Origin of the sequence: Lutispora saccharofermentans (assembly GCF_024363565.1) — a bacterium.
Taxonomy (GTDB): Bacteria; Bacillota; Clostridia; order Lutisporales; family Lutisporaceae; genus Lutispora; species Lutispora saccharofermentans.
Genome location: NZ_JAJEKE010000004.1, coordinates 184,995 through 208,533 on the forward strand (window position 1 = coordinate 184,995; position 23,539 = coordinate 208,533).

15 protein-coding genes and 1 riboswitch are annotated in these 23,539 nt (G+C 44.1%); of the genes, 7 read left to right on the forward strand and 8 right to left on the reverse strand.

The features are described from left to right. Positions 1–29: 29 nt before the first annotated feature. The 3 genes from LJD61_RS07125 to LJD61_RS07135 all read right to left on the reverse strand — a co-directional run bounded on the left by LJD61_RS07125 (position 30) and on the right by LJD61_RS07135 (position 3,039). Positions 30–1,001, reverse strand: coding sequence for an alpha-ketoacid dehydrogenase subunit beta (locus LJD61_RS07125; protein ID WP_255226837.1), 972 nt, complete (start codon positions 999–1,001; stop codon positions 30–32). Further along, complete coding sequence (locus LJD61_RS07130) at positions 998–1,978, reverse strand: thiamine pyrophosphate-dependent dehydrogenase E1 component subunit alpha (RefSeq protein WP_255226838.1); 981 nt, start codon at positions 1,976–1,978, stop codon at positions 998–1,000. Before LJD61_RS07130 ends, LJD61_RS07125 begins: the two co-directional genes overlap by 4 nt. A 68-nt stretch (positions 1,979–2,046) precedes the next feature. Continuing rightward, complete coding sequence (locus tag LJD61_RS07135) at positions 2,047–3,039, reverse strand: dihydrolipoamide acetyltransferase family protein (protein WP_255226839.1); 993 nt, start codon at positions 3,037–3,039, stop codon at positions 2,047–2,049. A gap of 246 nt (positions 3,040–3,285) precedes the next feature. On the opposite strand from LJD61_RS07135, the gene LJD61_RS07140 reads away from it, so the two are divergent. The 6 genes from LJD61_RS07140 to LJD61_RS07165 all read left to right on the forward strand — a co-directional run bounded on the left by LJD61_RS07140 (position 3,286) and on the right by LJD61_RS07165 (position 15,966). After that, positions 3,286–5,268 carry a helix-turn-helix domain-containing protein gene (locus tag LJD61_RS07140; protein ID WP_255226840.1) on the forward strand — a complete coding sequence of 661 codons (1,983 nt, stop codon included), beginning with the start codon at positions 3,286–3,288 and terminating at the stop codon, positions 5,266–5,268. Between the two features lie 157 nt (positions 5,269–5,425). Next, positions 5,426–6,769, forward strand: a complete 1,344-nt coding sequence (locus LJD61_RS07145; protein ID WP_255226841.1) for an MATE family efflux transporter — start codon at positions 5,426–5,428, stop codon at positions 6,767–6,769. A 72-nt stretch (positions 6,770–6,841) separates the two neighbouring features. Then, positions 6,842–6,965: riboswitch (molybdenum cofactor riboswitch) on the forward strand. A 92-nt stretch (positions 6,966–7,057) separates the two neighbouring features. Continuing rightward, positions 7,058–12,130: a ligand-binding sensor domain-containing protein gene (locus tag LJD61_RS07150; RefSeq protein WP_255226842.1), complete on the forward strand. Its 5,073-nt coding sequence runs from the start codon at positions 7,058–7,060 to the stop codon at positions 12,128–12,130. 311 nt (positions 12,131–12,441) lie between these two features. After that, positions 12,442–13,164, forward strand: a complete 723-nt coding sequence (locus LJD61_RS07155; protein WP_255226843.1) for a molybdopterin-dependent oxidoreductase — start codon at positions 12,442–12,444, stop codon at positions 13,162–13,164. An 11-nt stretch (positions 13,165–13,175) separates the two neighbouring features. Beyond that, positions 13,176–14,759 carry a molybdopterin-dependent oxidoreductase gene (locus tag LJD61_RS07160; protein WP_255226844.1) on the forward strand — a complete coding sequence of 528 codons (1,584 nt, stop codon included), beginning with the start codon at positions 13,176–13,178 and terminating at the stop codon, positions 14,757–14,759. Positions 14,760–14,772: 13 nt separating this feature from the next. Then, positions 14,773–15,966, forward strand: a complete 1,194-nt coding sequence (locus LJD61_RS07165) for a 4Fe-4S binding protein (RefSeq protein WP_255226845.1) — start codon at positions 14,773–14,775, stop codon at positions 15,964–15,966. A gap of 17 nt (positions 15,967–15,983) precedes the next feature. Here LJD61_RS07165 and iadA read toward each other — a convergent pair whose 3' ends face one another. Both iadA and LJD61_RS07175 read right to left on the reverse strand, forming a co-directional pair. Then, entirely contained in the window at positions 15,984–17,150 is a 1,167-nt protein-coding gene (iadA, locus tag LJD61_RS07170) for a beta-aspartyl-peptidase (RefSeq protein ID WP_255226846.1), read from the reverse strand. An 82-nt stretch (positions 17,151–17,232) separates the two neighbouring features. Beyond that, the gene (locus LJD61_RS07175) at positions 17,233–19,287 is read right to left on the reverse strand and encodes a sigma 54-interacting transcriptional regulator (RefSeq protein WP_255226847.1); all 2,055 of its coding nucleotides are present in this window, start codon (positions 19,285–19,287) and stop codon (positions 17,233–17,235) included. A gap of 57 nt (positions 19,288–19,344) precedes the next feature. Between LJD61_RS07175 and LJD61_RS07180 the strand changes: the two genes are divergently transcribed. Continuing rightward, positions 19,345–19,725, forward strand: coding sequence for a hypothetical protein (locus LJD61_RS07180; RefSeq protein ID WP_255226848.1), 381 nt, complete (start codon positions 19,345–19,347; stop codon positions 19,723–19,725). On the opposite strand, the gene LJD61_RS07185 is transcribed toward LJD61_RS07180, so the two are convergent. The 3 genes from LJD61_RS07185 to LJD61_RS07195 are packed head-to-tail and all read right to left on the reverse strand — an operon-like array spanning position 19,662 to position 23,538. Next, on the reverse strand, positions 19,662–20,579 hold the full coding sequence (locus LJD61_RS07185) for a cyanophycinase (RefSeq protein ID WP_255226849.1): 918 nt from the start codon (positions 20,577–20,579) through the stop codon (positions 19,662–19,664). The genes LJD61_RS07180 and LJD61_RS07185 overlap by 64 nt on opposite strands. Next, complete coding sequence (locus tag LJD61_RS07190) at positions 20,564–22,591, reverse strand: dipeptide ABC transporter ATP-binding protein (RefSeq protein ID WP_255226850.1); 2,028 nt, start codon at positions 22,589–22,591, stop codon at positions 20,564–20,566. The genes LJD61_RS07185 and LJD61_RS07190 overlap by 16 nt, the downstream gene beginning before the upstream one ends. An 8-nt stretch (positions 22,592–22,599) precedes the next feature. Then, positions 22,600–23,538 carry an ABC transporter permease gene (locus LJD61_RS07195; protein WP_255226851.1) on the reverse strand — a complete coding sequence of 313 codons (939 nt, stop codon included), beginning with the start codon at positions 23,536–23,538 and terminating at the stop codon, positions 22,600–22,602. Position 23,539: the final 1 nt, after the last annotated feature.

Genomic DNA, 23,539 nt, shown 5'->3' on the forward strand with positions numbered 1-23,539 from the left:
TAGCTCTATCCATTTATAGCAAATTTTATTTACTTTAAAATCTCCTTCACGCTTTCTATGATGGTGTTTTTATTGGGCAGACAATACTGTTCAGGCATTCCGAAAGGAAGAGGCACATTGGCCGCTCCCAATCTCTTTATGGGCGCCTTGAGATAAGGGAAGAAATATTCGCTTATGACAGCGCTGATTTCCCCTCCGATTCCGCCCCTCTTAGGTGCCTCGTGCACAATGACTGCTCGTCCGGTCTTTTTAACTGACTGTCCGATAGTCTCTTTATCTAAAGGTATCAGGGAGCGCGGATCTATAATTTCCACATCTATCCCTTCCTTTGCCAGTTCCTTAGCTGCTTCCAGAGCTTGATGAACTAAAGCCTGAAGCGCAATAACCGTCACATCCTTGCCTTCCTTAACTATTTTAGCCTGGCCCAAAGGAATAGTATATTCTCCTTTAGGCACTTCTCCCTTCATTCCAAGAAGAGCCTTATGTTCCAGGAAAAGTACAGGATCATTGTCACGGATAGCGGCTTTAAGCAAGCCCTTGGCATCATATGCATTTGAAGGCATGACAATCTTCAGCCCGGGAAAATTCATAAACCAGCCTTCAACACATTGAGAATGCTGCGCCGCTGCGCCAAAACCAGCGCCCTGGGGCGCTCTCACTGTCAGCGGCACGCTCAGCTCGCCGCCGGACATATAACGTTGCTTTGGCCCTTGATTTCCGACAGCATCAAAAGCCAAAACTATAAAGTCGGCAAATTGCATTTCAGCTATGGGCCTTTTGCCGGCCATGGCAGCACCCACTGCAAAGTTAACATATCCGGATTCGGCGATAGGCATATTGAATATACGGCTGGAGCCGAACTTTTGATAGAGTCCTGCGCACTGGCCAAAAGCGCTGCCCATCTTGGCTACATCCTCACCGATGATAAACACGTTCTGGTCTCTTTCCATTTCTTCCATTTGGGCTTCCATCACAGCTTGGGAAAAAGTAATTTCTCTCATAGCAGTTCACCTCCCAGATTTGTAGCATATACCTGATCAAGGTCTAACGTTTCCTCAGGGGTAGGCATAGGTGCATTTTCAGCATAATCAAAGGCTTCATCTATCCGTTTCTGAACACTCTCGGCAATTTCTTCAAGCTGCATATTTGTGACACCTTGCTCTAACAGGAGCTTTTCCATCCTCTTGATACAATCGCCCTTAAGCGCTTCTTCATACTCCTTATTATCACGATAGAAACAAGGGTCTCCTTCAAAATGCCCTCTAAAGCGATAAGTCTTGGCCTCAACTACGCTGGGTTCGCCTTTCTTAGCTTTAGCTATTGCCTCTTCAACTGTTTCCTTTACCTTGACAACATCATTGCCGTCAATAGTTACCCCGGGCATGCCATAAGCCATGCCGCGTATGGAGAGATCCTTTATCTTGGTCTGCTCGTATATTGGATTGGAAATGGCCCACCCGTTATTTTCTATGTAAAAAACAATAGGAACGTTTAATAAAGCTGCGATGTTCATGCCTTCATGCACATTTCCTTCACTCGCTGCTCCATCACCCATAACACATACCACAGCCGCATCTTTTTTGTCTTGTTTCAAGGCCCAGGCATAACCTACGGCTTCCGGTATTCCTGCACCTAGCATACCATTGACCGGCAGTATTTTATCCTTCTTGCTGGATATATGAAAGGTAAATGCTTTGCCCCGATTATATCCGGTGCTCTTGCCAAACAGCTCCGCAGTCAGCTTTTTTAAATCAAGCTTATTTGCCAGGCCGGGATGAAAACGATGAGTCGGAACCAGATAATCATCGGGCCCTAGAGCATTAATAACTCCAACCTGTGCAGCTTCCTGTCCAATACCCAGATGAAAAAAACCTTGAAGCTTGCCTTTTGCCAGAAAAGCAATAATTTTTTCTTCATACTTACGCCCAAGCACTAACTGCTCATAAAACTTAAGCAGTTCACTTTTTGAGTATTTCATCCTTACACCTCCATTTTGTTTTTTGCATCAGTAAAAATGTCGCGCTGATCCTTCCTTTCACCTCCGACCTAAACCAGATACCCATTTAGGTTTGCCATGATTTCCTTTATAGATGTTAAGAATCTAACCGCCGGTAGCCCGTCCATCACAGCATGGTCAGCAGTAAGAGAAAGAGTAGTAATAGGCCGGACAGCCATTGTACCGTCTTCTGATACTACTACTTCCTTACGAGTTGTTCCTATCGCCAGTATGGCAGCTTCCGGAGGATTGATTATCGGTGTAACAATGTCAACATCAAACATTCCTAAATTGCTTATAGTAAAAGTCCCACCCGTCATATCATCAGAGTTTATGCTCTTATCCTTGATTTTTTTTGCTAGAGCTTTCAGTTCCCTTGATATATCCAGTACGCTTTTTGTTTCCACATTTTTTATTACGGGCACAAATAATCCTTCTTCAGTACCCACTCCCACACCGATATTTACCGACTTGTAAAAAATGAGCTTGTTATCTTCTATGGAAGCATTAAGAACCGGATTCTTTTCCAAAGCTAACCCCACTATCTTCACAAATATATCGGTGACGGTTACTTTATGGCCTTGTTCTGCATAGTCATTCTTTAAAGCTATAATTTGAGTCACATCAGCTCGTGTGGTCATAGTTCCCTGAGGTGAACGCCGCAGACTCTCTGCCATTCTTTCCCCTATCACCTTTCTAAGGCCACTGAGAGGTTTTTCTTCAAGTATGGTCTTGGGCCCTTTTGCTTCCTGTTGCTCTTTTCCGTTTCCCACTGCTTCCCCCTGTACTGTGCTTCTTTCGCCGGATGATTCAGCAATATAAGCTACAACCACACCAACGTCCACCGTTTCATTTTCACCAACCAGGATTTTATCCAGGATACCATCGGAGGGAGCCTCAATCTCATTGGTTATTTTTTCGGAAGTTATTTCAGCAAGCGATTCTCCCTTTTTTACGTGATCACCTTCCCGTTTCAACCATTTGACAAGTGTACCTTCCTTCATGGTCATCCCAAGCCTCGGCATATTTACTTCAACCGCCATGATTTTATCCCCCTTTGCAAATGACTATATGCATTTATACTTTCATTCTATCAATATGAAAATTTAATCTCATCCTACGAATTGCGTAAAAATGCCATCTGAAGTATACGTCATTTTACGTATTTCCCGCCCGCTGCTTCTAAAACTTGACCCCGTTATTCTATATTGATACAATTTTACTAGCGGTACTAAATCCATCCCTTTCATAAATATACAAAATAAACTTAATAGCGAGGAGCCGATATGATGAGAAGGGAGTTTATAGAGTTTGCGCCTAATTTGCCTGTCAATGTACATTATCATAGCTGTAAGCATTATCCTATTCATTGGCATAAGGCCATGGAGATAATCTATGTAGTAGAAGGTAAAATCAGCGTCAATATAGAAACGGAAACCCATGTTCTAAAGGAAGGCCAGATAGAAATAATCAATAGTGACGAAGCCCACAGCATATCCGGCAGAAGCGGCAACAACAAGGCTTTAATATTTAATATCGATACCGGATTTTTAAATAAATATTACGATATAGAGAATATGTTTTTTTATACTGAAACCTCCGATGCGGATGTGCAGAAATCCGAAAAATATGAAAAATTGCGGGAGCACCTGGCTATACTGCTGTGCGAGTTGTTCCAGAGAAGCGAGGATTTTGAGGAGTTTATAGAAGATACTTTGGTGGAATTGCTGTATCATCTCATCAATAATTTTCATTATCTCATCTACGATGAAGAAAGCCTGAAGGATAATGAGGTTCAATTTGAGAGATATGACAGGATAATAAAGTATATATATTCCAACTATCATAACAGGATAAGCCTCCAGGACATTGCCAGAAGAGAATATCTCAGCTCTCATTATCTATCCTACGGCATAAAAAATAATGTAGGGTACAGCTTCAATGATTTCCTTAATCTTACCAGAGTAGAAGAAGCCATAAAGCTTCTGCTGGATACCAATAAGACCATATCGGAAATATCAGAGGAATTAGGATTCTCACATACAAGATATTTCAATAAGCATTTTAAGAAGCACTATAGATGCACTCCGATGCAATATAGAAAGAAGCATGACTTGTCTGCCGAAGAATATGAGGCTATGAAAAAGTATGACACTCTTCCTATTAGTACCGCTCTGGAGCATATTGCAAATTATCTTGAGTATTATCCTAGATTTCATTCTGAAAACAGGATAATAAAGCTGGATATCGACCTGATCGGCAATACCCATGGGGATTCATGGACAACAGGGATTGAGGCCGTGTATTTAGGTTGTTGCAAAGAGCTGTATTCCCAAAGGAAAATGGCATATATAGCTCAAGCGAAGAAGGATTTAAACTTCAAATACGGGATAATAAGCGATGTTTTTTTGAAAAAAACTGATCCCTTTGCCCAGCTGGCATATTGGGAAGAAATGAGAGAGATATTTTCCTCACTGATGAGATTGGATATAATCCCCCAGATCATATTGGATGATGAGGGTATAGATACAGATCTGTTCATAAAATATTACGAAGGATTTTTCGGTGAAGATGCGATGAAGGATTGGCCCATAGGTGCCTTCAAGGATATAAACGGGAAGCCTGACTTAAGCCTTGATCCTCTATATGATACTACTTATATGATACCGCTGATCATCGATGCTTATATAAACCAAAAGGAGGATATGCCGTGCCCGGCACTCTTTGACGAATTGAGTGATGAGGAAATTGATAATTCCGTTTTCTTCGGCGGAAAGGGTCTCATAAATAAATATGGTATGAAAAAACCTTCATACTATGCCTACAGCTTTCTATCCCTCCTGGGAGAAAATATGATCGATAAAGGAGACGGATATATAATAACCGAAAGTGATGGAAACTATCAGATACTGCTCTACCTCTATGACGATAAGCTGAAAAGCCCTGGGATCAAAGATAGAGCCCTCAAAAAATCTGGAATGAGAACCATGCTGAAGCGAAAATATTCCATCAACTTATCTTCCCTTCCCGATGATTTCAGGGTCATATCTTACAATATAAATGAAAAAAACGGATCAACCTACGATAATTGGATTTCCATCGGGGCTCCTAAAGCTTTGACTGGTGAAGAACTAAAGCTGCTTGACACTGCATCCGGACCTTCTGTAAAATTCTATAATGCAGGCAAGAGCCCTGTCTTTAACATAATATCAGCCTTAGAAGGCTATGGAGCCAATTTGATTCAGCTTCAAAAAGTACAAAAGCACCTATAACATGGTGCTTTTTATTTATTCGACGACTTACGAAAAACTTCAGGTGCTTAAACTTATACCTTTTAACGGTTACCTTGGTGAATGAAAAAAATTACAAATATGTATATACTTTTTATTGAGAATGATGTCTGTCCGTTGACGAAAGGTTGTGATCGACATGAAAATCAATAGAAATATATTCAAATCAGAAAACACAGATAAACTTCTCATTAAATTTGCAGTGCCTACCATCATAGCTCTATTAGTCATAGAGCTATATAACATGGTGGACACCATATATGTAGGCCGGTACCTGGGAAGCACAGCCATAGGAGCATTGGCAATAGCCTTCCCTGTTCAGCGCCTTATTTCTGCCCTGGGCCTTTTGATAGCTGTGGGTTCCTATACCGCGGCATCAAGATATCTGGGAGAAAAAAATTATGATGATCTAAAAGCTGTAATAAAAAATTCTTTGGTCCTTACCATACTGATAATGTCTGCAATTACATCTCTCCTGTATTTCCTTTTGGATCCCATAATAATAGGACTGGGTGCAAGCATCAATATATTGCCCTATGCCAAGGACTATATAGGTACTGTGATATTCGGAGGCATATTTCAATCTTTAACCATAGTAATGTGCTATATAATAACTGCTTTGGGAAACCCTAGAATAACTCTTAAGGCCACAGGCTTAGGAGCTATTTTAAATATAATACTGGATTATGTATTGGTGGCCTATTATCCTTTGGGCGTAAAAGGAGCAGCAATTTCAACAGTTCTATCTCAGTTCATATCCTTCTTATATGCATGGCACAAATTCAGCTATGTAAAAAAGGACTTGAATTTAGGCTGGAAGCTCAGATTTAATCATGGTATCTCTTCAGAGATCCTCTTGGTAGGCTTTTCGACCTTTGTGATAGAAATATCCGACGCAGTGGTAGCTGTGCTATTGAACAACCTTCTCCTGTCCTACGGAGGAGATAAAGCATTGATAATAATAGGTGTTACCACAAGAATCTCAATGTTCCTGTTTATTACCGTGATCGGCATAAGCTCTTCCATGCAGCCTATAGCGGCGTTTAATTACGGAGCTGATAATTATGATAAGGTAAAAGATGTGGTAAAAAAAGCAATCGATTATGTGACTGTGTCATCAGCTATTGTGTGGCTGTTGATGATGATCTTCCCCCAATATATCATAGGCTTCTTTATGGCTGATTCCGAACTGCTTATAGATACCATAAGAATCCTGAGAACCATAATATCCATTTTTCCCGTTGTAGGCGTATATTATGTTGCAATATACTTTTACCAGGCAATGGGGGAAGGCAGAGGGTCCTTCCTCTTGTCCATTTACAGGCAAATTGTAGTGTTCATCCCTCTTATGTTTATAATGGCCAAATCCATGGGCTTAACGGGCATCTGGCTGTCATTTCCCATATCGGACATGATCTCTTGCTTAACCGGCATCTATTATATAAAGCGTGCTTCCGATATAGTGGAAGAGCCGGAATATTGAACAACAGGGGGATTGGCCTTGCATTGACACTTGTTTAACGTTATAATATAGATATAATTTCCATAAGCTCAATAAACAGAAATACTCCGATTTTATGCATCTAAACGAATTGTACGCGCAAGATGCATAAAACGAAAGGGTATTGCAGGAAACTGCAGTGCCTTCCAGTGCGAAAAGGAGTAATAAACCGACTTTTTAAAACTTCTTTTTGCTATAAAAGAAGTTTTTTTGTTGCTCATTTCCATTGCGAGTAAACTGTACCAAAATTTTAAATAGGAGGAGAACATTATGAGCTATTCAAGCACTAAGAAAACCTTGAAGGTATTGGCGCTCTTAACGGCCTTTACCCTTATTTTTTCATCTCTTGGCCTTATAGCTCCGGATGTATCAGGAAGTTCTGTATACGCAGAAGCATGGACTCCTGAGACGGAGCAGCCTATCCTGGTGGTTACGGGCCAGGGCATAGGATTGACCGATGAAAAATCGTATACTCTAAGCGAACTCATGTCAATGCAGCATGTTACAAATCTTTACTCCACAATAAACACCACTCCCACCAAGAGCATATATCTTGGGAAGGGAGTAAAAGTCGATGATCTCCTGAGCAAATCAAGCTTTACCAAAGACAAATATGATCTGTTCAAAATAGCTTTTGCAGCCAAGGATGGTTACAAGGTCACCTTCAACCCTTCTCATAAAGGAGATTCTACTACTTCCAAGGTATTGACCACCCCTTCCTACGGTATGGAAAGATATTATTTCCCAAAGCTGGGCAGCGGACAAGCCGATGGCAAAATCCCCGTGGATACCATACTAGCCTTCGGAAGAGCCGGCGATAGGGGAAAACCTGAGGTAATTCCTCAAAGCAGTTCCTTAGAAGCTTTGACTGATAAGGATGCACCCCTCTTGATGGTAGGCCAGCAGCATGTAGAGGAACAGAATAACCCCCTGTTTAATAAGACCATACAAAAAATACTTGTGGGTGATGAGCTTCCTGCTGTACTGAAAATAGGGAACAAGGACTATACAAGAGCTGAAATACTTCTCATGCCTAAAATAGCGGGCAATTGGACCTACACTAAAAAAACAGGCCCGATGGCGGACTACTGTGTGGGTGTACCCTTGGGCGAATTGCTGAAGGGTTATGATGATAAGGACAGAGTAGAATTTATATCTGCCGACGGCTATGCAAATGATCCCGTTACCGTAGGAGATATAAAAGATTCCTCCAAGCAGTACATACTTGCCTATGAAGCAGGCACCGGCTCCGGTGACTCCAAAGCAGTCTGTGACACTGCAAAGGATAACCCGGCTATAGTCGGTTATTTCAGGATATACAGCCAAAATGGCTCCTTAATAAAGCTGGTCAACGAGATCAAGGTCACTCCGTCCAGCGGAACAGACTATTCCAAGAGCTCTTACAAGCACATTACAAACGGCGGAGTTGCCGGCGATGCACCTTACAATATAGATGCAATAACAGGAGCAACATTGACCTTTGAAGGTCCCGGCCTTGCGGCCAGCATACCTCTCTCCATCAGAGAAATGGAGAACCAAAATGCAGGTGCCTTCCACGGAGATTATAAGGATACTCGAAGCGGGAAAGAGACAGTCCTTAAATATGAAGGAATCCGTCTTGAATACCTATTGAAGAATATGACCTCCGGCACAACCGGTATAAAGCTCACCGATTCCGCCTATAAGGTGCTCTTAAAAAACAGGGTGAGACAGACAATAGCAGAATTTACCTTAGAGCAAATTGCCCAGGCTGAAGCACAGGGCAAGCCCATAATCATAGCCTATGGAACCGCAAACCGGGACGGCTCCAATCCAAGGCCCTTTATCTATGATGCAGGAGCCGGTGCCGATGCGTCCTTGGGCAACGAAGATGGCTGTATAAAGCTTGTTTATGATAAATCAGCCTTCAGCTTTGATCCGAACCCCAACTATACCAAGTTCGGAAATATTGCCTACATCTATGTGGCAGAGAATGACTCCCCGGGCTATAAGCATGATAAAGCCCCTTACGACAAAGCAGAGAATTCTCAATACATAATAACCGTTACGGGAGATAAGGTCGGAAGAGAAGTAAATTATACAGTGAAGCAAATAGAAGATATGGTCAAGTACGAAGACGGCAAGCCCGCTGCCGGCGGCATGGGCTATAGAGCCGAATATAGCCTCTCCAACTCAACCTACTGGTATGTCAATGAATATGAAGGGGTTAAGCTGTGGGAGCTCCTGAAAAAATCCGGAGTCCCCGAAGCCATGGCCAAGGGCGAAGACTCCAAGACCGTAGTGCAATTTACCGCCACAGACGGCTATAAGGATTTTGACAAATTTACTTTGGCTCAGATAGCAAACCCTGCTTTATTCGGATACTATGAAAAGAATCCCGCCGATTTGAATGACGGAAAATACGCTTCCAAGGATGAAGATGATTTAAGATCCACCGGTTATCCCGTTTTGGTAGCCTATGGGGTCAACGGGTATCCATATGTCATAAAAAATACTCTGGACGGCTATAAGAGCGGTCTTGGCAATGACGGCGGACCCCTGCGCATCATATCCGGCAAAACAGAATACCATCATGCCAACGGCTCAAAGCAAGCCAAGCTGCTGGATAAGATAATCGTGGGCAATGAAGTCAATTACAGCACCCACAGCGGGAATCCGGACGAAAATTATAAATCTCTCGCTTCTCAAAAGATAGATGTAAAAGTGATAGGCATGGATGGAAGCACTCTCAAGAATCTGAGCTATACAATAGCAGATATAGAAAATATGATTTACGGAGCTGATATCTCCAATACTCAAAAAGTTAAGGCTAGAGTAAAGGATTTCTACGAGGTCAAAAAAGGCGATAAAGCTTACAGCGATTTGTATGAGGGTATAGATCTGAGCTATTTCCTGAAGGAGAAGGCCCAGATACCCGGGATCAAAGGCACAGTGATCTTTACAGGCTCTGAGGGAGAATCCTTGACCGTATCCCTGGATGATATATTCTATAACAGCAAAAAATCCATCCTGGCTTTTGCTAAAAACGGCGCCCCCATGACATCAGATAAGGATTCTAAGGGTTATGTCAGCTCCTATACGGACGGAACAGGCGAGAAGATCAATGTGAAGAACGACGGCGGGCCTCTTATGATGATCATGCCCCAAGAAAAATCCATAAATGCGGTTGCTTCAATTGCAATAAATCTTCAGCCCGATAAATATGCCCACATAGAATCACCTTATAACGAACTGAAAAACAGCACCATAACCATTGAAGGCCCGGGAACTAAGCTCAGTGCACCTAAGACCTTCAAGGTTTCGGACATAGAAGACAAGCAGACCCTCGCGATCACAGCCGATTATAACGTGAAGAAGACTGCTTCGGAACAGCAGATCCGCTACAGAGGGATAGATCTATACAGTTTCTTACGCTCTGCGGATGTAGGACTCCAATCCAATGCCAGCGAAGCAGTATTTACCTCTGCAGACGGAAAAAGCCTGACCTTCTCATTGTCGGAGGTCATGAAAACTGATTATCTCAACGGTGCAACCAAAGCAGCGGATTTGAAGATGATATTGGCCTATGGCTCAAGCCCAATAACCCACAGCAATCTTGAAAACGGCAAGCCGCTTGTACCGGATAAGGACTCTAAGGGTTATGACCCCGGCTATAACAATTCGGGAGGCCCTCTGTGCCTAATAGTAGGCCAGAAGTCCGCAGAAGACATCAATTCCTCCAACATACTAAAAAATGTTGTGGAGATAACCGTCAAAGCTTCTGAAGCCACCAGCTGGAAGCATGACATGAGCCCTGCCTACAGCCAGTATCTGGACAAAAGCTATCTGGAGCTTACCGGAACTGCTTTGGCAAACCAGAAGAAATATACTCTCCGTGAGCTTGAAGCCATGGATGACATAATACTGAGAGATTCCTATACCTATATCGGGGAGCATCAGCATGAAGGCCTTGACCTGTGGAAGCTCATCACCCAAAAGGCAGAGCTCAAGCCCGGAGCAGACATCACCTCTGTGAAGGTTATCGCATCAGATGGATTCTCAAGAGATGTTCTGTCCGTATTCGGAAGGGATGCTCTGGAAAAAGGAATCGCAGACGGTCTGGACAGAAAGATAATCATGCTTTCCTATGCTGCAGACGGGAATCCGCTGGTTACGGATACCAACAGCGACGGATACACCAGCGGCAACGAAGGCGGGCCCATAAGGATGATCGCTCACTTGAACCAGGGAGCATGCCTGAAGAATGTAGTCAAGGTAGTAGTAGACGGAAACATCGGCAGTGTCCCCTCATCAGAGCCTGCCGAAAAAGCATTTACCTCCTATCTGGGCGGGGATAAGGGCGGATTGCCTGTAGCAGGAGTGAGAGCCGTAGCCCCCGATGATAAAGGCGGCCTTTGGATAGGCACCTATGGAGGCGGAGCGGCTTATCTGGATGCAGCAGGCAAGATAAATGCCATGACCTTGCCGGGAAGCTATGTAAACGATATAGCCATAGATAAAGCAGGCGGCGTATGGTTTACCCTCGGAGGCATGGAGCCTCAAAATCAAAAGGGGGCCGCTTATCTCAAAGACGGAAAAGTGATCCATTATACAAAGGAAAGCACCAAGGGCAATCTAATATCGGATTTTGTGCAGAGCGTGGAAATAGATAGCAGCGGCAAGATATGGTTCGCCACCGCTTCAGGCCTGGTCTGCTTTGACCCGGCCAACAACAGCTGGAAGAACTGGACCAAGGAAAGCGGGCTGCCCGCCCAATCAGTCGGCACACTGACGGCGGATACCAAAGGCGGCATCTGGATAGGATGCTACCCTGATACAACAGATGCGGAAAAGAATATATACAGCGGCGGATATGCCTATATGACCAAGGAAGGAGCTATAAAGGCATATACAGACACCAAAAATACTAAATTTGCCGACCAATGGGTAAGAAGCATTTCCATAGACCCCCAGGGCGGAGCATGGGTAGTAAAGTCCGGTTCTTACTCTACCATGGAAAATGCAGGAGGCAGGATTGATTATGTAAACCCTAAGGGAGAGATTGAAGCTCAATATACAGGACAGGAACTGCTCCCCGGCGAATTGAAGGATAATGCGGAAATACGAACTATTGCTGTGGATTACAAAGGCAGTTTGTGGATCGGAACCAGCTCCAAAGGAATATTCTTCTGCAAGAAGCCAAAAACAGTGAGCAAGAAATTCAGCAGAGCCAACGGAGATTGGCAGGACATCAGCAGCTTAGACTCGATATTCTCCATAGCCGTAACAGAAGATACGCTGTGGGCAGGAAGCAATGGCGGCGTAGTCCATGCTTTGACGGACAATATATTCATGAAAAAATGATTTTACTGCAATCACTCTACTTTCATCTGTTGTCCTGACTGATAGCAACTGCAGAGCTCCGAAGCTAAGACTTTGTAAGCTTGCATAGGGTTGCGTCAAAACTAACAAACTCTAAGCTCCTTCACTATGCACTCTTATATCAGCCAGGACAACAGAGTTTATGCAGTGGAATCAAGTTTAATGTTATCAAACTTTCAGTGATTTTTTGTGAAGTTTCAGTGACTTTTCGTGTTTGACATTTCCCCTGACCCAGGAGGAATACATTCACCCTGAGTTCTGAGATCTGAGCTCTATACCTAAGGAGGTGAACTATGAAAGACAGGAATAATGTATTTTCAATTTTATTGATCCTTTTGTTATCCTTATCTCTATTGACGGCATGCCAGGCAAAAATCCCTCCTGCTTCGGCTGCAGGCTTGGCAGAAACCGCCGACGAAACGAAAGCCAATGAGCAGCCCGGGGAAGTTCAAAAGGAAACCGAAGAAGCAGCCCCCCAGGAGCAGCCTCCGGAAGATGTCCTTAAGGCAACACCTGCAGAAGCTCCGGCAGAGCCGCAAAAAAAGGAATCTTCTAAATCGGATGATAAAGCCTGCTTTCAGATAGAAGGTACAGGCGTAGAAAAATCCATTCTGTTTTCTCTGGATGAAATAAAAGCCATGAAGGACGCTTATTTTGAGGATGATTTCTTTTCATTGAACAGCTACGGCACCAAGGAATATTTTCACTTTAAAGGCGTGAAGGTAAAAGCAGTTTTAGATAAGGCCGGCTTGAATAAAAATGCCAAAACTATAAGCTTTATCGCTTTCGACGGCTACAAGCAGGAGCTGACCCTGGAGCAAGCCTTAAAAGAGGATTATATCGACGAGCAAGATCCGGATAAAAAATATCCTGTCATCATCGCCTGGCATGAAAACGGCAGCGATTATGATCCGCAGAAAGGAGCTCCCTTCCGCCTTGTCATAGGGCAGAAGGAACCGGGAGATGTGAATAAACCTCAATGGGTGCAAAATATAGCCAAAATAGTAGTGGATTAGGAGTGCGGAATATGAAGAAAAGAAATATTTACATGATCATACTCCTCGTGTTTCTTATTGTAGTATCCTCTGCACTATGGTTCATGAATGATACTCGAAAAGAAAAGGTGATGATAAAGGATATCCTGCCTCAGGCCGGAGCTATAAAGCTCATCGACGGGGCGTCCGGCGATCCCGTTATACAGAAGGATTTCCCGGCCATAGAAAAGATCTACAGCATTGATGATAAGCCGTCAGCTTTTATAGCCTCCGGCACAGGCTATGAAGGCACTATAAAGGCTTTGATAGTCATGGATAATGAACAAAGGAAAATCGCAGGGATAAGGATTCTTGAACAAGGGGACACCCCTCTTTATGCCGACGGCATAAAGGAAAGCTGGTTTACCGACAGATTCGAGGGTTTGGGCTTACTTGAATATCTTAACAGGGTGGTGTTGGACCCCCAAAAACCCACGGATATAGTCCAGGTAACGGGAGCCAGCGTATCCAGCCAGGCTGTGCTGAACAATGTGAATTCTGCCATAGGAGCCTGGAATTATCTTGAGACCAATGTGAAAAAAGATCCGGTGGAAAATTTCATATCGCAGGAAATGTGGGAAAAGGACGAAAACAGCTTTATGATCTCATGGCCTGATGATAATTCCGTGAGGATCACCACTGAAGATTTGGCTCAATACCCCCAGGTCACCACGGAAACCATACTTCAAAAAACTACAGGGGTAAAGATCGATACCAGGGCTTCAGGACCGCTTCTGAAGGATATACTGAAGAAGAAGGGCATAGATATTGATTCCTACGAGGCTGTCGGCATCACAGGCCGGGATAATTATTATGCTATGATAAGCAAGGATATAATTCAAAGCAGAGATATAATTCTCGCCACCATGCTTGACGATAAAGAAATACCCAGGGAAGAAAAGCCTGTAAGGATAGTTGTTCCTGATGAGATGGGGGTTTACTGGGTTAAGATGGTGAACAAGATCGAATTATATACTCACATCTCGCCCAAGGATATACAAAGAGTTTACATATTTGATGCATTGGTGAGAAACATAGAGCCCTATTACTATGAATATTACGGCAGCAAGGACAAGTCCTATCTGGTAGGCAAAATACTATCCAAATTTGACTATGTGGATCAAAATGGATTCTTCACTATGGCAGGCTCCGACGGACTGATAAAAAATGAAACCATCAGCATGGTCAGGGACAGGTATTATATCAAAACTGAAGGGCAGAATGCTCCCATGAACATCGGCCCCGCCTTCAAGCTGGGCATGAATGTAAAAGAAATGAGCCACTTCTCCACTACCACAGATGCCGTCATATTCCCTGGGGTAATGATGAAGATCATCGACGAAGAGACCATCCCCCAGGGAAAGGCGATGAGGCTCAGAGCAGCTCTCGAGGAAGCAGGCATGGTCTTGGAGAATGGGGATAAGCTAGTTTTGACAGATATGAACGGGAAAGAGTACCGGATATCATCAAGCGAAGCAAAAAACGCATATTTGCTGCCATCAGGCAATAAAGCGGATGTAATAGCAGGTGATATGACCATAAAGGATATGCTCAGGATAAGCAAAATTCAGAATTAGGATGAGATACGCTATGAAGAAAATTAGAACAAGATATGGCCGGGGACTTGTGCAGGCTTCCATATTCATCGCGCTTATAATCATTGTTCTCCTTTACGATCTCTATACCGACGGGAAGCTGAGCTTTAAGCTTTTGGGAATAGGAGATTTAAATCCATATGGAGGCTGGAGTGCATTGCATCAATTTGCAACGGACAGCAGCTACACCTTTGAAGGGATCAGCAAAAGCGCAGCATTGACCGCAGCTTTGCTGACCATAGCCGTTATAGGCGGAAGATTCTTTTGCGGGTGGCTCTGCCCCATAGGAGCCATGCAGGACTTTTCTGCCTGGCTCGGAAGCAAAATGAAGATTCCAAGATTCGACACCAAAGTGAAGAAGGCTTTCAATCCTTTGTTCTTTAAATATCCCATCCTTTTATCCATTTTGCTTATTTCCATACTCGGATATGGGGCGATCATAGCAGGTTTATCTCCCTGGAGAGCGCTTCTGAGCCTGCTCAGGCTTCCTTATAACTGGGCTGAAATGAAAACGGGATTTGCCATATTGATGGCTGTCTTCCTGGCTTCAATGTTTCTCTCCCGATTCTTCTGCAGGTATTTATGCCCCCTGGGAGCAGCCCAGGCCTTGTTTGGTTCGCTGAGCCTGTTCTCCTTAAAACATGGAAGCGGCTGCAGCCGATGCGGCATATGCCTGGATGGATGCCCTGTGGGCATAAGGCTTTCTGCCGGCAGCGACACCATATCTCCGGAATGCATAAGATGCATGGATTGTATAGATGGCTGCAAGTCTCAAGGTATTCAGGGAATCCATCATGCCTTAGGAAAAAAAAGAATATCTTTAAAGGCTTATGCATCGCTGATGCTGACGCTTTTCATATTTATATGGCTCGGTGTGCCCCATTTGTTTGCCGGAAGCTTACATGGAGCGGATATCCGCCTCGGCAGCTTAAGGGACGGCACTTATCAGGGGGAAGCCAGGGGCTTCGCCGGTAAAATCCTAACCGAGATAACCATCACAGAGGGCAGGATCGCAGAAATAAAAATTATTGAGCATCACGAGAGCAAGGGCTGGTATGAGGAAGTATTCATGATGCTTCCAAAAGAAATCATCAAAAAACAAAGCCTTCAGGTAGACAGCATAAGCGGAGCCACAAAAACCAGCAAGGGACTCATAAGAAGCGTGGCAAATGCCGTAAATAAAGCTTAGGGCAAATGCCCCAAGCTTTATTCAAAGGTTCCTTTCACTATTGCTCTCCCGCTTCTTACCATTATGCGTCCCTTGCATATTACGGTATCCACTTCCAGACTTTCTTTCTTCAAAATAACTATGTCCGCATCATACCCGGCTTTTAGCCGCCCTTTGCTCCTGAGCCTGAGTATTTCTGCAGGATTGGAGGTGGCAATCCGTATAGCCTTTTCTATTTCAAGCTTCTCATCAAAATGCAGCTCTCTTATACATTCAAGGATGGAGGATGATTTGCCGACTTTGAGTTCCTTCAGCTTGCCCGCTTCATCGAATACGGGAAGGCTTCCCTGTCCGTCTGAGGACACTGTTATTTGATTCAGATGTACTCCTTCCTCAAGGAGTATTCTTATGGCTTTACTGCTTGATACCTCTCCATCCTCTATAAACTTAGGGACGGTGCTTGTGGTCAAATCGATATATCCGCCTTTCAGCCCGAATTCAACAGCATCCTTGAATATCCATTTATTCCTGTTCATATGTGTGGGAAGGAATTGGGTTATAGGTATGCTTGAGTTCTCCAGCAATCTGTACAGTATGTCCAGGGGCCTCCTGTCATCGCCGAGATGCAGGTTTATTATCCCCGCTTTTCCTGACAGCATCCCGCCTATCCTTGCTTCTGAGGCTATCCTTGACAGCTCCTCTACAGTAGGAACCGATGATCTATGGTCCGATACGGCTATTTCACCCGTGCCGATTATTTTTTCTATGAGTATCAAATCATCTGTTATGCTGCCGGTCACTGTCCGCACGGGGATCTGGTATGACCCCGTATAGGCATAAGCTGTCACACCCTCTTCATTCAATGCATAGGTCTTGGCCAGGAGATTGGACATGGTCCTTGTGGTCCCATCTGTTCCAAGGACCCCTACCACCGTGGTCACGCCTGCCATCGTGATATCCGTCAGCGTGATCTCCGGTGTCCTGGTCTTATATCCTCCTTCACCTCCTCCCCCGCAGATATGGACATGGCTGTCTATAAGTCCGGGAACCACATAACAGTCTTTGGCATCTATTGTTTCACATTCAATTCCCGATAGCTTAATATTTTCATCTATTGCCTCTATATTGCCGCCCGCAGTCAATACATCCTTTTGCCCTTCATGATCGGGGCTTAGTATAACGCCGTTTTTAATCAATAATACCACGATAACCCTCCTGATATAGTCAAACTATTTCTTGGTGACTTCCCTGCTTCCTTTTATGAGTCTCCGGCCTTCTTGCATGTATTTATATCCGTTGATGCAAGCATCTTAAGCCTTTTTCTGTAAGAATAGTCCCTTGCTTACCCCGCCTTATGCGGATGAAACCCTTTTTCTCAAGCTTTTCCAGCCTTGTTCTTATTTGATATTGGGTTATGTTATGGCCTGCTTCATTGAGCCTTTCGCTTATCTTTTCCCTCCCTGCTGCAAAGCCTTCATTCTGCAGCGCTTCTATTGCTTCTAAAATAAGCCTGGTCTCATCGTCTATATGGTCATATCCTGCATCATCACTTGCAACCATATAGCTCAGATCCTCCACAAAAAACCTCCTGTCGGGAAGGTCAGCCAGCGTCAAGATATTGCTCGTACGAACCGCAAGCATATATTTTATCGTGCTTTCAAGCTCCCTTATATTGCCCAGCCACTTGTATTTTTTGAACTCATTTAGCACGCTTTGAGATACCCTCACATCTTCAGTGACTTCAGTCTTTATAAAGTATTTCACAAGCTCCTCTATATCGCTCAAGCGATTCCTCAGGGGCGGTAAATTGATATAGCCTATTTTCAACCTGTAATACAGATCCGATCTGAATTGTTTTTCTAAAACCATCTTGTAAAGATTTTTATTGGTAGCTGCAATTATCCTCACATCCACTCCCTTTATGACAGTGCCCCCTAAGGGCATGACCTCTTTCTCCTGCAATACTCTCAGCAGCTTTGTCTGAACCTTTGGAGAAATATCGCCTATTTCATCCAGAAATATGGTTCCTCCCTCCGCCAATTCAAACAGCCCTATCTTTCCTCCCTTTTTTGCCCCGGTAAACGCTCCTTCCTCATATCCGAACAACTCGCTTTCTATCAATTCATCCGGCAGAGCGCTGAAGTTTATTGCAAGGAAAGGCCCGTATTTCCTTTTTGAGTTATTGTGTATGGAGCTTGCAAAAAGCTCTTTGCCCGTACCGCTTTCACCTTCGATGAGAACCGTAAGCTCCGATTTTGACAATTTGAGAGCGACGGCCTTTGTATCTTTAATAGGACCACTGCTCCCTATTATGTCGTCAAAATTATACTTGGCCAGATGCCCCCTGAGCAGAAGGTCCTGATAGTAGCTCTTCTTCATGCTGTTCTTTTCATCCCTGTTTGTAGTGACCACGATATTAGAGCTGTGAGGAATCCTGAACTTGGACATTTTTACCTGATTGCCCATTATACTCAGCGACTTATTCTCATATACATCAGTGCCAAGAAAATATTGCAGCATCACCTTGTCAACAATATTCTTCAGATTCTTGTTCTCAATGCTCTTCTTTTCCAATGAAAATACATTTCCCATTTCCTCATTGGCGTATTTTATGTATCCCTGCTCATCATAAACCAGAATGCCGTTCACCAGATTATCCACAATATTGTTGAGGTAGCCGTTCAATGTCTGCACGCTTCTGTTGACGGCGGAAATGCTTTTGGACACATTTATTATCTTCTGCATATATCTCTTTGTAATAAATCTTGTATCCCGGTTGTCAAGATTAAGCTTATCCATGATGCTGTACAAGGTATTTATATCTATGATGCGGGGCCCCATGTTGATTATCCTTGTAACGCAGCTTGGTACTTTATCAGGCTCGCCGGGTGTGATAGCGGTATCCAGCTTCTTATAGTTGGGGATCCCCGGATAATAGGGGTAATATTTTATATGGTTCAGGCCAAGCTCTATCAAGTCATTTATAGCACTCTCCGTTGTTCCCTTTTCATCATTGACCAATAAAACCTCTTCATTCACCGGAAGATCCGCTACCTGATCAATAAAGTCAAAATTTATGCTTCTTTCACAGATTATGATATCTTCACAATCATATTGGATGTTCATCTGATCCAGCTCTTCTTTCATTCCGGCGCTTGAAACTATCAATAATTCGCATTTCAGCACCGGATCTATGCCATCTTCGCTGGCATAAGCCCCTATGGTCATCGTATCAGGTATAAACTCTCTGAGCTGCCTGTATAAAAATTGCTTTGTATTTTTAGACCCTGCTATCAGGATAATCCTATTTTGCATACTATCACCTTTTACATTCTTATTCATTGTCAGCCGCTTTGCATCATGCTATAATACTGATATCATAGCGTTGGAGATGTTATCATGAGGTTTGTATTTTACAACAAGCTTTTCTCTGGGTTATCAATATCTCTTGCCATTTCATTCATAATCGGTGAATTGATCCTGAAATCAAATATCTACTTTATATTTTCCGCATCCTGTTTCGGCGCGATCTATCTCCTATTGGGCTGGATATGCTATCTGAAGCTGGATGGAGTGACATTCTTCAAAAGCAAAGGAGTTTACAACATAGATGAATATGACAGCAGCTTTGAAAACAAGGAGCTCTCTGAAGAGCAGGTCACCAAGGCTGCCATGTATGCATATATCCTATGTGGGATAATGCTCCTCCTGGGGGCTCAGCTTATCCCTTCCTTTGAACCAAGCTGGCTGTCCCCAAACAGGAATATGTTTCCTAGATGATTGTATAAATCGCCTTCTTTGATGACGTTCACGACTACATTTTTTACCGTAACGGAATCAATGTCTCTGGCTTTCTCTGCCTTGCTGCAGTCTATTATATAAACTCCGCCCCTGCCCAGCACGGTAATGTTCTTTGTTTCCCTGTCATAGACCATGGCAGTATCCTCTGAGACGCCATATCCCATATGCAGATTGCTGCCGTAGTCCGTCAAGCTTCTGATAAGCCTGAAGAGCCTCGGCCTTTTGTCAAAATGCTGGTCTATTATTCCCTTCGTGAAAAAGCCAAGACCTTTTACGATCCTCAGATTGGCTTCACCGCTCTCATCGCTGTCATCATAATCCTCATAACCGTATAATATGGGAGAGCTTAGGGCAGTAGCATTATCCCCTGAAGCGATCATCACTTCGCTCATTATGGCTGCTCCGGCACTGGTACCTCCTATTACGCCTCCGTTCCGGAACACCTTTTTCAGGTATTCCAGCGCTTTTGTATCACTGCCGTCCTTCCGGACAAAGGCCTTATGTACATAATATTGATCCCCGCCTGTAAACCAGGCGCCGGTGATCCCTTCAAGCATATTCAATATGCTTCCTTCATCCCCCAAAGCCGGCTCCCTCCAGCCCTTGCCTTCCTCGCCGTAAACGGGAAGAACGATAATATTTGAAGGGTCCGCGCCAAGCTTGATCCAGAGCTCCTTCACATATTCGATGGTGCTTGCAGGATCCTGCCCTGATGCTGTCGGTATTATAGCGAGCTTCGCATCCGCTCCTCCCGCATATTCGATCAAACGCCTGTGTATCATAGCTGCACAATAGCTGAGATTTCCTCCGGCTATTATCAGTTTTCCTCCCATATTAAGCCTCCTGTCTGCTTATTCAGCTTTTCCAATTCCTTTAGATATCCTTCAGATTCCCGGCTGTTAGCCCAGATAAAATGGCCTTTTTTAATCTCCGTCCATATTGGTTTATCAACTTTGTAGTCATGCATCTTAGGATCATACACGATCAAGCTTTTATTCCTTTCAACATCAGGATCAGGCACAGGGACTGCCGACAGGAGAGATTTCGTATAGGGATGCAGAGGATTCCTGAACAATTCCTCACTGTCTGCAAGCTCCAGTATATGCCCCTTGTATATGACGGCAATCCTGTCAGAGATAAATCTTACAACGCTCAGGTCATGAGCAATGAACAGATATGTCAAATCTCTTTCCTTCTTAAGGTTATTCAAAAGATTGATTATCTGGGCCCTGATCGATACATCCAAAGCTGATATAGGCTCATCCGCTATGACGAATTCCGGGTCCATGATAAGCGCCCTCGCTATTCCCAGGCGCTGCCTCTGGCCTCCTGAAAATTCATGGGGGAACCTGGTCAAGAAGTCCTTGAGGAGCCCGACCTCTTCCATGGCTGCTTCAACCTTTCTCTTCCTCTCCTCTTCACTTTGGAAAAGCTTAAAGTTGTATAACCCTTCCGAAACTATATAGTCAACCTTTGCACGCTCGTTTAAGGATGCCATGGGGTCCTGGAATATCATCTGGACCTTCTGCCTGAAATGCTTGATATCGACCTTGCTAAGCTTTGTGTCTACCCTTCTGCCTTTATATTCTATTATACCATCCGAGGTGGGATGTATTTTCATTATGGCCCTTCCGATGGTTGTCTTGCCCGAGCCGCTTTCCCCTACCAAAGAGAATGTCTCACCCCTGTATATATCAAAGCTCACATCCGAAACCGCCTTGAATTCCTTTCCGTTTAGTTTAAACTTTACGCTCACATCTTTTAATGAGACCAGAATCTCCTTTTTGTCCCTATTGCTCCCGGGATATTTCTTCCCGTCCAGGGCAGCGGAAGCATAGCTCTCCGAGGTCTCAAATCTCTTATGAGAGACAGCCTTCTCATGGAGCAGCCAGGTCTTGGCATAATGGGTTTCACTGACCTTGAAAAACGGAGGCTCCAAAAGCGCATCGATCTTCATGGCATCGGGATTCCTCGGTGCAAATGCATCTCCCTTTATCTCCTTATAAAGATTAGGAGGGGTCCCCTTAATATAATGCAAGCTCTTGCCCTTCACTCCCAACTGGGGCAATGACAGCAGCAGGGCTTTGGTATAGGGGTGCCTGGCTTCTTTGAATATCTCATGGCTCAGTCCGTATTCCACGATCTGTCCTGCATACATCACCGCAACCCTGTCCGCCACATTGGCGACGACACCCAGATCATGAGTAATATATATGACGCTCATGCCCATCTCTGCCTGAACATCCTTTATCAGCTTCAATATCTGTGCCTGGATGGTGACATCCAAAGCTGTGGTAGGCTCATCGCATATCAATATTCTGGGACGGCATGCTATTGCAGTTGCGATAACGACTCTCTGCCTCATCCCTCCGGAAAACTCATGGGGATACTGCTTATACCTCAGCTCCGCATCCTGTATGCCTACCATCTTCAATATTTCAACGGCCTCTTCCCTTGCTTTCTCTTTGGTTGTGCCTCTATGCCAGGTTATTACCTCGCTTATTTGCTCCCCTATCGTCTTGAGCGGATTTAATGAGGTCATAGGGTCCTGGAATACCATGGCTATTTTCTTGCCTCTTACGGTCAGCCATTCTTTTTCCGTTTTATAACGGGCCAGGTCTTTGCCTTCAAACAGCAGCTCGCCCGAGCTTATCCAGCCGTTTTTGTCCAGCATGCCTACAAAGGATTTTGTGAATACGCTCTTCCCCGAGCCGCTCTCCCCCACTATAGCCAGGGTCTCTCCGTCATACAGGTCCAGGGATGAATTGCGCACCGCAGTGAGAACCTTGCCCCGCAGATTAAATTTTATCTCAATATTTTTGGCTTCAAAAATTTTTGTTTGCATTTTTCCTCCTACAAATGGTTTTTAGGATCTGATGCATCTGCAAATCTATTACCCACCAGATAAAATGACATGGTTATCAAACACAATACGGAGGTAGGATAAAGCATCTGGTATGGATACAGCATGAAGTTGGCTCTGCCCTGATTCACCATATTTCCCAGGGTCACCATGTCCAGAGGCAGCCCCAGCCCTATAAAGCCAAGGAAAACTTCCGATCCTATGGAGTAGGGTATAGTCAATGCGGCTTCCATTATGATGAGACTTACCAAGTGAGGTATTATATTTTTGCTTACAATTCTTACAAGAGGGGTGCCCAGGCACTGGGATGCCACATTATACTCGCTTTCCCTGAGAGTGAGGATCTTGTTCCTCATAAACTTTGCCTCGCTTATCCAGCCTCTTGAAGCCAGTGCAATAACTATGGTGGTAAAGCTGGGCTTCATGATATAGGATAGAAGCACCAAATAAACGGTAGACGGAACATTTGTGATTATATTATAGAGCTCTATCATAATGGCGTCCATCTTCCTCACGTATCCCCAAAAAGCTCCCACTATGCTGCCTACGCCCACTTCCACCAGCGCTATGGTCAAAGCCAGGAGCAGCGAATTCCTGGTGCCGTACCAGGTCCTGGCCCAGATGTCCCGCCCCAGCCCATCAGTGCCGAACCAATGCTCCGGACTTGACTTGGCATTCCAATCTTCCATGTCCAGCGTCACCTGATTAGGATCGGTTTTGGAGACCAAGGGATAGACAAAGCTGAATGACACCAGCAGCAATATAAGCAGCATCAGGAATATGGAAAGCCTGCTCTTAAAAAATGTTCTGAAGGTGGATTTCCAATAAGAATAATTGGTATAGCCGCCCTCTTCGGACAGCCTTTCATCATAATCAAGGCTTTCAAACATTTCTTCCGTTATTTCTATTCCATCATATAATTCTCTCATA